Consider the following 13,053-nt stretch of genomic DNA (forward strand, 5'->3'; position numbering starts at 1 on the left):
ATGGGTGACCGCCCCTCCCCGCGCCCCGCACCACCCGGTCGTGACCTGGCCGAGCGACAACGCCGAGGGGCGGCGCTCGGCGTTGGTCTGGTCGCTGTGTTCATGACGGTGCTCGACGTGAGCATCGTCAACGTCGCCATCCCGTCGATGGACCGGGCACTCGAGGTTGCCCCCAGTGACGTGCAGTGGGTCCTCGCCGGCTACACATTGACGTTCGGGTTGATGCTGGTGCCCGGCGGCCGGTTCGGCGACGGGCATGGGCGGCGGACCGTCTTCGTCGTCGGCGTCGCGCTGTTCACCGCCACCAGCGTGGCGGCCGGGCTGTCTCCTACCGCCCCTTGGCTCATCGCGTCCCGCCTGCTCCAGGGTGCCGCCGCCGGACTGATCAACCCACAGGTCACCGGATTGATCCAGGAACTCTTTCCGAGTTCCGAGCGGAGCCGCCCGTTCGGGCTACTCGGGGCGGCGGTAAGCATCTCCACCGCCGTCGGGCCGCTGCTCGGCGGCCTCCTCATCCACATCGGCGGGACCGAGCACGGTTGGCGATGGGTCTTCTTCGTCAACGTGCCGCTCGGTATGTTCGCCGCCGTCCTCGGCTGGCGCCTTCTCCCACACCGCGCCCAGGGAACCCCCGACCGGCACCGGTGTGATCTGGTCGGGTTGCTCCTGCTCGGCGGGGGTGTCCTGCTGGTCCTGCTGCCCCTGGTCCAACAGCACTGGCAGGGTCCGGCAAGGTGGCTGACGCTCCCGGCCGGTCTGCTGACGCTGGCCGCCTTCGCCGGTTGGGAGCGGTGGTACGCCCGCCGCCGCGAGCCCCTGTTCGACCCGCGCCTACTCGGCATTCGCTCGTACCGGTTCGGTGTCCTGATCGCCCTGCTGTACTTCGGCGGGTTCACCTCCATCTTCTTCGTCCTCACGGTGTACCTGCAGAACGGTCTCGGGCACAGCGCACTCGCCGCCGGGCTGGCCAGCACCCCGTTCACGGCTGGCTTCGCCATCGCCTCCGTGCTGGGCGGCCGGATCGTCGGCCGGGTCGGTCGACCACTGGTCGCCCTCGGTCTGGCCACCGTCGCCGTCAGCCTCGTCGTCGTGGTCCTCGTCGTAAACCGGGTCCCCCCGGGCGCCACCGTGTCCTGGTGGACCGCCACACCGTTGCTGGTGGCGGGGCTCGGCAGTGGACTGGTGGTCACCCCGAACCAGGCCCTCACCCTCGCCCAGGTGCCGGTGTCGCGGGCCGGCAGCGGCGCGGGCATGCTGCAGACCGGCCAGCGCATCGGGTCTGCCGCCGGTATCGCCACGGTCGGCAGTGTCATCTTCGCGGCACAGGGGGCCACCGGGGACTGGTCGGTCGCCTTCCATCACGCGATGCTCCTGATCAGCGGAATCAGCATGCTCGCGCTCTGCCTGGCGCTGACCGACATCGTCCGCGACCGCCGCTGAGCGGAAGACTCGACGACGCCCAACTGAAAAAACGGCGAACACGCCGATACGAGGCAGCGGCCGGACCCTACCTGCCGGTAGAAACAGTGCCCATGACGAACTCCCTCGACCGTCGGACCCTCCTGCGTATCGCCGGCGCCTCGGCCGGCACCGCCGTTCTCGCCAGCGCCGCCCTCGCCGGCCCGGCCGGGGCCACCGGTAGCGCCTTCCGGCACGGCGTCGCCTCCGGTGACCCGTTGCCCGACGGAATCCTGCTCTGGACCCGCCTCACCCCCACCGAGGACTCCCAGCCGGGCTCGGGCGTCGGCCCGGAGGTGACCGTGACCTGGCAGGTGGCCGCCGACCCGGACTTCGCCACCGTGGCGGCGCAGGGCACCGTCGCTACCGGCCCAGCTCGGGACCACACGGTCAAAGTTCCCGTCAGCGGGCTCGCGCCAGCCACCACGTACTGGTTCCGCTTCGGCTACGCCGACGCCTGGTCGCCCACGGCCCGAACGATGACCGCGCCGGAGACGGACGCCAACATCGACCGGATCCGACTGGGTGTGGTGTCGTGTTCGAACTGGGAGGCGGGCTACTTCGCCGCCTACCGGCACCTCGCCGAGCGGGGTGACCTGAACCTGGTGGTACACCTCGGCGACTACCTGTACGAGTACGGCACCGGGGAGTTCGCCGCCGGGGACACCGTGGTGCGGTCCGTCCAACCGGCACACGAGACGCTGACACTGCAGGACTACCGCATCCGGCATGCGCTCTACAAGAGCGACCCCGATCTTCAGGCCCTGCACGCGTCGGTGCCATGGGCGATCACCTGGGACGACCACGAGGTCGCCAACGACCAGTGGTCGGGCGGCGCGGAGAACCACACCCCCGGCGCCGAGGGCAGCTTCACCGATCGGGTGGCGGCAGCGCGCCAGGCGTACGCGGAGTGGATGCCGGTGCGCACCGGGGCGGACGGTGCGATCTATCGGCGGTTGCGCTTCGGCCGGCTCGCCGACCTGTCCATGCTGGACCTGCGGACGTACCGGTCCGAGCCGGCATCGGGTCTGGCCATTGACGACCCGGAGCGGACGATCACCGGCGAGGCGCAGATGGCCTGGCTGAAGGCCGGCCTGGCCGACTCGGACGCCCAGTGGAAGCTGGTCGGCAACCCGGTCATGATCTCCCGCCTGGACGTGGGTGCCCTCCCCTCCTGGCTGCTCGGGCCGCTGGGCACGTTGCTCGGCATCCCGCAGAACGGCGCGGTGCTCAACCCCGACCAGTGGGACGGCTACAACGCCGACCGCAACGAGCTGATCGACCACCTGTTGGCGACCGACACCCAAGACGTGGTCTTCCTGACCGGTGACATCCACACCTCGTGGGCGAACGAGCTGACCACGCAGTCGACCGGGCTGACCAACCCGGCTGCCGCCGAGTTCGTGGTGCCGTCGGTGACCAGTGACAACATCAACGACTTCCTGGGAATGCGGGAGGGCAACGTGCTCAGCGATCTGGCGTCGGGCCTGATCCGCTCGACCAACCCGCACGTACGCTGGACCGAGCTGGACGGGCACGGCTACGGGGTGCTGGAGGTGACGCCGCAGCAGTGCCGGATGGACTGGTTCCACCTGGTGGACCGGACCCAGAGCAGCACCGGTAGCCGCTTTGTGACGGGCTGGTCGGTTACCGCCGGTTCGTCGCGGCTGCACCGGGAGAGCGCGCCGCTGAGCTGACCGAAGGGCCGGCCGTTGCCCAGCTGGGCAACGGCCGGCCGGTGGTCACCAGAGCTCGGCGACGAGCTCCGCTGCCTGCTCTTCCCACTGCGCGTAGTGGAACGGGTACGCGGACACCTGTACCGTCTGCGCCGCGGTCGTCAGCGGCAGCTCCTGCCAGCCGTTGACGTTCTTGAGCGCCTCGAAGAACGCCGTCGCGGCGTACTGCGGGTCGGTGATCTGCTGCGGCGTGCCCCACCCGGTCGACGGGCGCTGCTGGAACAGGCCCTGCGAGTCGTGGTCGTTGTAGCTGCCCAGGTGGCCGAGGTTGTACAGCTTCGACTCCTGCAGCGCGGTCGCCACGCCGATGACCGCACCCCGCTCGCCGACCCCGGTCGCCTTGGCGACCTCGATGATCTCCTTGGCGTTCACGCGCTGGGCGTCGTCAACCTGGATGTAGGACTGGGCGCCCTGCACCCCGTGGGGGATCAGCTCTTCCCGGGTGGGCGAGTCGGTGCTGTCGGTGTCGCTCGCTGCCGTCTCGGGGCTCCGGTCCGGGTCAGGAGTCGACTCGGTCGGGCCCCGCTGGAGGTCCGGGTCGGTGGTCGACTCGGTCGACTCGGTCGGGTCCGGCTCGGTGGTCGACCCGGTCGGGTCCGGCTCGAGGTCCGGGTCCGACTCGCTGTCTGCGGCCTGCTTGCCGGTGGCCAGCTCAATGGCGGCTACGGCGCCCGGATGCGGGCCGCTGGTCACCGAGGCCGCCGCGGTGGTCGGCGCGAGCGCGAGACCTCCGATCGCGGCGACGCCAGCCACGCTCAGGACAAACTTGCGGTTCGGCTCGGTCGAGAGCCATTGGTACGGGGTCTTCGCGATGGCCGGGAGCCATCGGGTGAAGTCATCCTTCACGATGTGCCCTTTCGGTCAGGCGAAGCGCTCCGGGTGAGCACTCCTCGGGGAACCGCCACGCGGGGTTTGGGTTCCGGCGGTACCGGGGACACAACCCGATCGCCATGTCCGACATTCCGGGATCGCCCCGGGTGGGGAGAGCTGCGTCCCAGGTCACAGGCGATCAGCGACTTCCAGCAGCCACAAACCGGGCAAAGGGCGCTGACGGCACACGACGGAACGCCAAAGCGCCGCACCTGGACCGCAGACGGCCACAGCTCGGTTCGGCTGCAGGGCTACGGGTTCTCACCACGCGTCGCCGATGCCGGCGGCACCACGTTCTGGCGCGCTGACGTGCCCGGCCAGGGCCCGAAAGCACGGCGCTGAATAGAGAGAAAGCAAGGTGACGTTGACCGCCGGGTCGTAGATCTTGATGTCGTGAGGGCTGCAGACGACATGAGCGACAACGCGAACCAGACGTCGGCGGTCACACCAGGTCGTCCGCCGGGGACGGCGACGCCGGCGGCTGGTCGGCCGGCTGCGGTGCCGGCGCGGCCCCGGTGGTCAGCCGACGAGTCGACGCACCGGCGGTCTGGTTGAGTCCGACCCGCAGCAGCCGCCCGTACGAGCCCGGTGCGATTCGGGCGATCAAATCGGGCAGCTTCGCCGACCAGCCGATCAGCACCCGGGGCCGGCGGCGTTCCACGCCGCGCAGGATCACCTCGGCGGCCCGGGCGGGTGGGATGCGGAGCAGGCGATCGAACTGGCGCCGGCCCGCCTCGTGGTCGTCCCGGTCGACGCCGCTGCCGAACCGCGCGTTCTCGGTGATCCGGGTGGCGATTCCGCCGGGGTGCACGGCGGTGACGCCGATGCCGTCGGCGATCAGTTCGTGCCGCAGCGCCTCGGTGAAGCCGCGGACGGCGAACTTGGTCGCCGAGTAGGCGGCCTGCCCGGGCGGGGCGATCAGCCCGAACAGGCTGGAGACGTTTACCAGGTGCGCGCCGGGCTCCGCCTTCAGAGCGGGCAGCAACGCGTGCGTGAGCTGCACGACCGCACGGAAGTTGATGTCGACCACCCACTGGAACTCGTCCAGGGTCACCTGGTCGAACCGACCGCCCAGTGCCACGCCGGCGTTGTTGACCAGCAACCGGATTCGGGGATGGCGGACGCCGACCTGCTCGGCTGCCTCCGCCGTGGCCACCGCGTCGCCGAGGTCCACGACGACCGGGTCCACCCGCCGGTCGGGGTACGCGGCGCGGACCGCGCCCACCACGGTGGCCAGGCGCTCGGCGTCGCGGTCGAGCAGGACCAGGTCGCTGCCGCGCGCCGCCAGGCCATGGGCGAGGGCGGCGCCGATCCCGCTGGCGGCGCCGGTGACCACCGCGGTCGCGCAGTGGTAGTCAAACCTACGCATGCGCGGGCCTCCGCTCCGGCCTGCCGGCCCGAGAGAACCGGACGCCCGCGTCGGTGAGCCGGCCGTACCGCATCAGCAACAGGTCCCGCGGATAGTTCTGGGGCAGCCGCCAGGGAGCGCGGGCCCCCTGCCGAGGCAGGGCGGCGAGGCCGCGCAGCACGTAGCCGGCGGTCAGGTCAAGGAGGGGGAGCCGCTCGTCGTCGGGCGGCGGCAGCGGGGTGACGACCTGCTGTCCGGTGCGGTCGAGGTGGGTGAGGAGCCGACACACGTACCTCGCGATCAGGTCGGCCCGAAGCGTCCAGGAGGCGTTGACGTAGCCGATGGTCATCGCGAAGTTCGGCACGCCCGAGAGCATCATCCCCTTGTAGGCGACCGTGTTGGCCAGATCAACCGGCGCACCGTCCACGGTGAGCCGGGCGCCGCCGAGCGCAAGCAGCTCCAGGCCGGTGGCGGTGACGACCACATCGGCCGCCAGCTCCTCGCCGGAGGACAGCCGGAGCCCGGTCTCGGTGAGGGTGTCGATGGTGTCGGTGACGACCGAGGCCCGGCCCGCCGCAATCGCGTGGAACAGGTCGCCGTCGGGAACCACGCAGAGGCGCTGGTCCCACGGGTTGTAGCGGGGCGAGAAGTGTCGGTCGAGGTCGTAGCCGGCCGGAAGCCGGCCTTGCACGGCCCGCCGCAGCAGCCGCCGGACCAGGTTGGGGGCCCGCCGGCTGAGCTGGTAGTTCGCCGTGAGCAACAGGATGTTCTTCCAGCGGACCACCGGGTAGACCACCCGCTCCGGCAGCACCCGGCGCAGCGCGGCGGCGGCTGAGTCCCGCGCCGGCAGCGCCAGGATGTAGGTGGGTGAGCGTTGCAGCATCGTCACGTGGGCGGCCTGCTCGGCCAGCGCGGGTACCAGGGTCACCGCGGTCGCGCCGCTGCCGATCACCACCACCCGCTGGCCGGTGTGGTCGAGGTCGGCGGGCCAGTGCTGCGGGTGCACGATCCGGCCGGCGAACCGTTCCGCCCCGGGCAGTTGGGGGGTGTAGCCCCGGTCGTAGCGGTAGTAGCCGGCGCAGGTGTGCAGGAACGAGCAGGTGACGACGACCTCCTCGCCGCCCTCCCGGCGGGCGTGCACCGTCCACCGGGCGGCACGGCTGTCCCAGTCAGCGCGGACGACCCGGTGCTGGAAGCGAATGTGCTCGGTGACGCCGTACTCGCGGGCGGTGTCCCGGACGTAGTCCCGAATGGACGGGCCGTCGGCGAGGGCCGTGGGGTCACTCCAGGGCCGGAATGAGTAGCCGAGAGTGAACATGTCCGAGTCCGACCGGATGCCCGGATAGCGGAACAGATCCCAGGTGCCGCCGATCGCGTCCCGCGCCTCGAACACGGCGTACGTCTTCTCGGGACAGTGCCGGACCAGGTGGCAGGCCGCGCCGATGCCGGAGAGACCAGCACCAACAATGAGCACGTCAACATGGTCGGTCGTCGCCATGGTGTCTCCCGTAAACGAGCCTGTGCACTGAACTATATCGAGGAGCGTCAACGCGTTCAACAGGGTCCGGCGGCCCACCGCGGCGAACCGGGTCCGGAGCAGGCGATCGTAGCGGATGATCGGGGGCGTGGAACCACGACCCGAACGCGGCCACCGCTGCCTGCCGCACACCGCTGACGTACGCATCGAGGCGTGGGCGCCGACGCGGGCAGAGTGCGTGGCCGAGGCGGTCACCGCCCTGATCGACACCTTCGTCGACCCGGGAACGGCGCAACCCACCGCCGAACGGGCGTACCACGCCCCCGCCGACGAGGACACCGACGTGCTGGTGAACATCCTCGAGGAGGTGATCTTCCGAATGGAGACCAGGGGCGAGCTGCCGCTGCGTACCGAGGTTCGCGACGACGGCGCGGACGGGCTATACGTACGCTGGCAGACCACCGACGCCGACACGGTGGAGCTGATCGGCGCCGTACCGAAGGCCATCTCCCTGCACGAGCTGCGCTTCGGCCCCGACGGCCCCCGCTGGTCCTGCGCGCTCACCGTGGACGTGTGAGCCAGCACCCCGTCGAAGCACGCACGTCGCGTCCACCGACGGGCCGCTGCTGCGCTTCACCGTCAGCTCCGCGCGACCAGCCCGGAGGCATCAGCCCTTGACGACGCCGATCGGCGCCAACCGGGCGACCTTCCGGCACAAACCGGCGCCCTCGGTCGCCTCGACCACGGCGTCGATGTCCTTGTACGCCGCCGGCATCTCCTCGGCCAGGCCACGCCGGGAAGCACCGCGTACGGCGATGTCCTGCGCGACGAGCTGCTCGCGCGGATCCTGGCCGCGCTCGGCCCGCACCGCCTGCTTTCGGCTGCGCACCCGCCCGGCGCCGTGACAGCTGGAGGCGAAGGCCGGGGCACCGGAGACCCCGGTCAGCACGTAGGACGCGGTGCCCATCGACCCGGGGATGAGCACCGGCTGCCCGACCTCAGCAAGCTCCGCCGGCAGGTCCGGATGCCCCGGAGGCAGCGCTCGGGTGGCACCCTTGCGATGCACGCAGAGCGAACGCCGCTCGCCATCCACCCCGTGGGTCTCGATCTTCGCCTGGTTGTGTGAGACGTCGTAGACCAGGTCGAGACTCGCCCCGGTGACCCGACGAAAGACCAGCCGGCTCACGTGGGTGAGCAGCTGCCGATTCGCCCGGGCGTAGTTGGCGGCGGCGGCCATCGCACCGAGGTATGCCTGCCCCTCCGGAGACGAGACCGGGGCGCAGGCAAGCTGCCGGTCCGGCACCTCGATGCCGTAGCGGGGCATCGCCTTCTCCATCCGGCGCACGTAGTCGGCGCAGATCTGGTGCCCCAGCCCACGAGAACCACAATGGATCATCACGCAGACCTGGCCGGGCCGGAGCCCGAACACCTCCGCGACGTGCTGGTCGTACACCTCCGTAACGGCCTGCACCTCGAGAAAGTGGTTGCCCGAGCCGAGACTGCCCACCTGCTTCGCGCCGCGCTCGATCGCCCGTGCACCGACCGCCTCCGGGTCGGCGTCACCCAGCGCACCCTGGTCCTCGCAGCGTTCCAGGTCCCGCTCGACGCCGAAGCCACGCTGCACCGCGTACCGCGACCCGTCGCGCAGCACCCCGTCCACGTCCGCGCGGCCCTCCAGGTGCCACGCCGCGCCCCGTCCCGCCCCCCGCGGCGTCCCCTCAGCCAGCCCATCCATGACCGCGTCGAGTCGGGGACGAAGCCCCGCCAGATCGAGGTCGGCCGTGAGCAGCCGCACCCCGCAGGAGATGTCGAAGCCCACCCCGCCCGGAGACACCACCCCGCCCGCCGCCACATCGGTGGCGGCCACCCCGCCGATCGGAAAGCCGTAGCCCAGGTGCACGTCCGGCATGGCGAATGAGGCGTCGACGATGCCGGGCAGGGTGGCAACGGCCGCGACCTGCTCCAACGACCCGTCCGCCCCGATCTCCGGCAACAGCGCCTCGGCCGCGAACACCACGCCGGGAACCCGCATCGGGTCCCGCCGATCGATCCGGAAACGGTACGGCGACTCCTCGACCAGGTCCACGCGCGGGACCTACCCGGTCCGGTCCGGCCTACACGCGGGCCGGAGGACGACGCATCGCCCACACCCGCGGCCCCCCGCCCGGCACGGTCACCTCCCCGGTCACCTCGAACCCGAACCGCCGGTAGAACCGCAGATTCGCCGAGGCGGACGTCTCCAGCGTCGCCGGCCGGCCGGCCCGGTCCGCCTCGGCCAGGCCGGGGCGCAGCAGTCGCGAGCCGACTCCCCCGCCCTGGCCGGTCGGGCACACCCCCACCGTGGCCAGCAGGAACGCCGGCTCCGCGGCCCGCAACGGGGCACAGGCCGCCTCCGCGGCGAGCATCGCCGGATGCCGGTCCCCGGCATACTCCGCGTTCCCCGCAGCCACGTCGGCCCAGACCTCGTCGGGCACCGGCCGGTCCGACCGCAACCACACCGCCACCGCCTGCGGGTGGCCGTGGGTGTCCAGCGCCGCCCAGACATCCCCGTACGGCAGACCAACCGTGGTCAGGGTCACCGCGAAGAGATTCGCCAGCCGCTCCCGATGCCGATCCGCGCCGACGGTCCACGCGGTCCAGGAATAGCCGTCAAACGCCTCGGCCAGCACCCCGGCCGCCGCCTCGACCAGCTCCGGCCCGATCCGCCGTACGTCCACGAACGTCCTCCCCATCCGTCCCGACCCGAACGGCGATCCTCGCATCACCGCAGCATCCGCCACCGGGAATATTCGCGATGCGTCCACACGGGAGCTGGCCGACCCCGGACCGCCGAACCACTCAAAACGAACGCGTGCTGCTAACAGGAATTCGGCATCAACTAACACAATCCGCAATGCGAATGAAATTCTCGCGCTCCCCAGTGTCGGGATCATCAATGAAATGCCACAAATGAACCCCCCCTAGCCAGCCCCGCTCAACACTCAAGCTAAAAGCGAATCGGTCAACACTAAGGTCGACTTCCGCAGGCCCCAGAATTCCCCACCCAAACCGCCAGTCACCGAGCCCGGAAACCTCGCGATCACCCTGCCCCATGAAATCCTCGAAGATAACGTTGGAAACTACAGCAACCCCGCCATCCTTTAGGTGGACGATACCACCTGACGACGACTCATACTTCCCGCAAACAGCACTTTCCCCGACCGGGGGCCAGGCCCCCGACTTCACAACGCCGTCACAGCAACAGACCAGGAGGGGCATGGCGGCAAAAAGCCACAGCATTCGCCGAACACTCACCTTACCGACCCGCGAGTTCATTAACGTCCGCCATTTCCGGAAATCACTTTCCTACCAATCGGGCCGGGTGACGCTGGACACATTCACACAAACCGGACATCAGCCCTACCCCGACGTGGCGGGAATTCCCCTCACTCGACCACAACGAAGCGAACAAGGCCCTAGGAAGCTCCACTCACCGATGCAAGAGAACTACAGATCAAAGGAAGCTATAGGGTAACGCGAGACGTATACCGTCATGCCGCCACCTCCACCAGGGACGATGAGCGACGGGCTCGCCGTGGGAAGGGCGAGCCCGCCGGCTGCCCCACCTCATCCACGACTGCCTCACCGCTCCGAGGCGTACAACGGAGACGATGGTCGGCGCGCGCATGCGATGACCGCCTACGCGCACCAGCTCGCCGCGTTGTTCCTTACCAAGCTGGGCGGCTCGGTGCCGATGGCAACCACGTGTGGACCGCGTTCGGGCCGACCACGTGTCGATCCACAAGACAACCATCGCGATAGAACTCGGTGACGCACAACGGGCCATCGCCATCGGCGCCCCACTCGACACCAGCACCGTGCCCGTCGAGCGGCAGGTTCGCCACGCCATCGAAACCGCCCGAGCCCTCGCCCGGTGGAACCGCATCGACGACGCGCTCGCCACGCTGCTGGACGCCGAGGTCATCGGCCCTGACCAGGTGCGCTACCACCGGCTCTCCCGCGACCTGGTCCGGGACATCCTCACCCGCCCCCGGCCACCTCGACTCGCCGTTGAACTCAGCGACCGGATGGGAGTCCGGCCGGAAGGGCTGCGCTGGTAGCCCGGCTCAGATCAGCCGGCTCGTGTAACCGGCCGTCACCAGGCGCTCGAACGCCGCCCGCACCTCGTCCGGCATCTCCTGCGGGATCGCGAACCCGCGCTGCGCGTACACCTCGATCCGCTGCGTGTCGCCCACCAGCATGTCCACCACCCGCCGCGCGTCGCCGATGCTATGCACGTAGTCATCCAGGTCGAGTGGGTTCGACGCGCACACCACCTCGACCTCCGGCCACAACAGCCGGCACGTCGCGTAAGCCCGACGCTGCTGGTAGGGCCGCGACATGATCAGCACCGACTCCACCGGGATCCGGCGTTCGGCCAGCAGCGCACGGGAGAACTCCAGATTCTCGGCGGTGTTCGTGGCACGCGGCTCCACCAAAACCGCTCCCGCCGGTACGCCCTGCTCGACGGCGTACTCGCGGTAGTGCACCGCCTCCCCACGCGGGAACCGCCCAACCGTCGTCGGAGCATTCGCGCCGGTAAACACGATCCTTGGGAACAGGCCCTCGTAGAACAGACGCGTCGCGACGACCGCCACCCCAAGGTCATGACTACCCAGCCCGATCCCCACATCACACGAACGCAACTCGTGCCGCAGGTCGTGGTAGCGCCACAGCGTCACCACGTCCGTCCGAACAGCGTCGGGAATCACCTCGGCAGCAGCTGCCGCACGCCGGCTCATCAGCACCTACCAATCCGGTCCGCGCTGGATCCCCTCATGCCGCCAGCGTAGGGGTAGCGGCGCAGCACAACACCGCTGACTCCGGCACCACGCCGCCGGCCACCTCAGAACCAGGATGTTGGCGACGGCCAGGGCGATCGTGAGGTCCAACGGCTCCCGAGCACCCACCGAGCGACCAGCCACCACCGCCGTACGCGAAGAAGGCCCCGACCGGTACAGAAGTACCAGGTCAGGGCCTTGCTCGTTGGTGCGCCGCCAGGGACTCGAACCCCGAACCCGCGGATCCGCCGGCAGCACCCTGTCAACCAACATCACCGGCAGCCGATCATGACTCTTCCGAAACCCAGTAGGACGCGCTGATACCCGTCAACCCGTACTGGTATCCAGTGGTACGGATTCCCTGCCGAAAATGACAGGAAAATCTTGAACCACCCGTTCAGCCATCTCACCTTGCGAGACAGCGCTCCCGCTAACCGAGCGGCCAGGGTGCAGGTCGCCGAGGGCTCCATCGGTGAGTCGGACCGGCACGGCTTCCCGCACCGGGTCGTAGTCGGTGCGGCCGACGGGTCGGCACTGGCCCGCCGGGCGGCTCGGCTCGCGGTACACGTTGTTCCTGATGGGAGCACCAGGCACAATCGCCGGGTGATCACGAGCGTATTCTTCGACGTGGGCGAGACCATCGTTGACGAGTCCCGGGAGTACGGCACCTGGGCGGACTGGCTCGGGGTGCCGCGCCACGCCTTCTCGGCCGTCTTCGGGGCGATAATCGCTCGCGGCCTGGACTACCGGGAGACGTTCCAGGTCTTCCGACCGGGCTTCGACCTGACCGAGGAACGGGAGCGCCGGACGGCGGCGGGCCAGCCGGAGTCCTTCACCGAGGAAGACCTCTACCCGGATGCGCGGCCGTGCCTGGCCGCGCTACGCGAGTCGGGGCTACAGGTCGGCCTCGCCGGCAACCAGACGGCGCGGGCGGAGACAATCCTGCGTGCCCTGGACCTACCGGTCGACGTGATCGGCACCTCGGACGGCTGGGGCGTGGAGAAGCCTTCCACCGCGTTCTTCGACCGCGTAATCACCGAGGCAGGATGCCCCGCTGACCAGGTGCTCTACGTCGGAGACCGGTTGGACAACGACATCCGGCCGGCGCAGGAGGCGGGTATCGCCACCGCCCTGGTCCGTCGCGGCCCGTGGGGCTACATCCTCGGCGACAAGACGATCAGCGACCGATGCATATTCCAGCTCGACTCGCTGGCCGAGCTACCTGACCTCGTACGCAAGCACAACCAGTCGGCACGCTAACCACCCGGCAGCGCGGCCCGGCTGACAGTGAGGGCGGCAACGCGTTCGTCCAGCCGGTACAGGGTCCGCAACCGCCGCTGACCG

Annotated in this window: 11 protein-coding genes; 5 read left to right on the forward strand and 6 right to left on the reverse strand. The window is 69.9% G+C overall.

What is annotated here, in order from left to right; all coding sequences use genetic code 11:
* A complete protein-coding gene (locus H0524_RS12955) occupies window positions 1-1,440 on the forward strand; it encodes an MFS transporter (protein WP_180198875.1) in 1,440 nt (479 codons plus the stop codon).
* Between the two features lie 92 nt (window positions 1,441-1,532).
* Complete coding sequence (locus H0524_RS12960) at window positions 1,533-3,155, forward strand: alkaline phosphatase (RefSeq protein WP_180198876.1); 1,623 nt, start codon at window positions 1,533-1,535, stop codon at window positions 3,153-3,155.
* A gap of 45 nt (window positions 3,156-3,200) precedes the next feature.
* Here the strand turns inward: H0524_RS12960 and H0524_RS12965 are convergent, their stop codons facing one another.
* The 3 genes from H0524_RS12965 to H0524_RS12975 all read right to left on the reverse strand — a co-directional run bounded on the left by H0524_RS12965 (window position 3,201) and on the right by H0524_RS12975 (window position 6,910).
* Window positions 3,201-4,040 (reverse strand): hypothetical protein, encoded by an 840-nt coding sequence (locus H0524_RS12965; protein ID WP_180198877.1) that lies wholly within the window; start codon window positions 4,038-4,040, stop codon window positions 3,201-3,203.
* Between the two features lie 466 nt (window positions 4,041-4,506).
* Window positions 4,507-5,433, reverse strand: a complete 927-nt coding sequence (locus tag H0524_RS12970) for an SDR family oxidoreductase (protein WP_180198878.1) — start codon at window positions 5,431-5,433, stop codon at window positions 4,507-4,509.
* Window positions 5,426-6,910, reverse strand: coding sequence for an NAD(P)/FAD-dependent oxidoreductase (locus tag H0524_RS12975; RefSeq protein WP_180198879.1), 1,485 nt, complete (start codon window positions 6,908-6,910; stop codon window positions 5,426-5,428). Before H0524_RS12975 ends, H0524_RS12970 begins: the two co-directional genes overlap by 8 nt.
* Before the next feature lie 115 nt (window positions 6,911-7,025).
* On the opposite strand from H0524_RS12975, the gene H0524_RS12980 reads away from it, so the two are divergent.
* Window positions 7,026-7,466, forward strand: coding sequence for an archease (locus H0524_RS12980; RefSeq protein ID WP_180198880.1), 441 nt, complete (start codon window positions 7,026-7,028; stop codon window positions 7,464-7,466).
* Between the two features lie 90 nt (window positions 7,467-7,556).
* Here the strand turns inward: H0524_RS12980 and H0524_RS12985 are convergent, their stop codons facing one another.
* Both H0524_RS12985 and H0524_RS12990 read right to left on the reverse strand, forming a co-directional pair.
* Window positions 7,557-8,975: an RtcB family protein gene (locus H0524_RS12985; protein WP_180198881.1), complete on the reverse strand. Its 1,419-nt coding sequence runs from the start codon at window positions 8,973-8,975 to the stop codon at window positions 7,557-7,559.
* 28 nt (window positions 8,976-9,003) lie between these two features.
* Window positions 9,004-9,606, reverse strand: coding sequence for a GNAT family N-acetyltransferase (locus H0524_RS12990; RefSeq protein WP_180198882.1), 603 nt, complete (start codon window positions 9,604-9,606; stop codon window positions 9,004-9,006).
* Between the two features lie 1,029 nt (window positions 9,607-10,635).
* On the opposite strand from H0524_RS12990, the gene H0524_RS12995 reads away from it, so the two are divergent.
* Window positions 10,636-10,989: a hypothetical protein gene (locus H0524_RS12995; protein WP_218941962.1), complete on the forward strand. Its 354-nt coding sequence runs from the start codon at window positions 10,636-10,638 to the stop codon at window positions 10,987-10,989.
* A 6-nt stretch (window positions 10,990-10,995) separates the two neighbouring features.
* Here H0524_RS12995 and H0524_RS13000 read toward each other — a convergent pair whose 3' ends face one another.
* Window positions 10,996-11,676, reverse strand: coding sequence for a YdcF family protein (locus H0524_RS13000; protein WP_180198883.1), 681 nt, complete (start codon window positions 11,674-11,676; stop codon window positions 10,996-10,998).
* Between the two features lie 636 nt (window positions 11,677-12,312).
* Between H0524_RS13000 and H0524_RS13005 the strand changes: the two genes are divergently transcribed.
* Window positions 12,313-12,969, forward strand: a complete 657-nt coding sequence (locus tag H0524_RS13005; RefSeq protein ID WP_180198884.1) for an HAD family hydrolase — start codon at window positions 12,313-12,315, stop codon at window positions 12,967-12,969.
* The last annotated feature ends 84 nt before the right edge of the window (window positions 12,970-13,053 follow it).

This window comes from Salinispora sp. H7-4 (assembly GCF_013416675.1).
Classification (GTDB): Bacteria; Actinomycetota; Actinomycetes; order Mycobacteriales; family Micromonosporaceae; genus Micromonospora; species Micromonospora vitiensis.

Bases quoted from the DNA above. Each gene is read 5' to 3' on its own strand.
- H0524_RS12955 (WP_180198875.1), top strand. From the start codon at position 1: ATGGGTGACCGCCCCTCCCCGCGCCCCGCACCACCCGGTCGTGACCTG.
- H0524_RS12960 (WP_180198876.1), top strand. From the start codon at position 1,533: ATGACGAACTCCCTCGACCGTCGGACCCTCCTGCGTATCGCCGGCGCC.
- H0524_RS12970 (WP_180198878.1), bottom strand. From the start codon at position 5,433: ATGCGTAGGTTTGACTACCACTGCGCGACCGCGGTGGTCACCGGCGCC.
- H0524_RS12975 (WP_180198879.1), bottom strand. From the start codon at position 6,910: ATGGCGACGACCGACCATGTTGACGTGCTCATTGTTGGTGCTGGTCTC.
- H0524_RS12980 (WP_180198880.1), top strand. From the start codon at position 7,026: ATGATCGGGGGCGTGGAACCACGACCCGAACGCGGCCACCGCTGCCTG.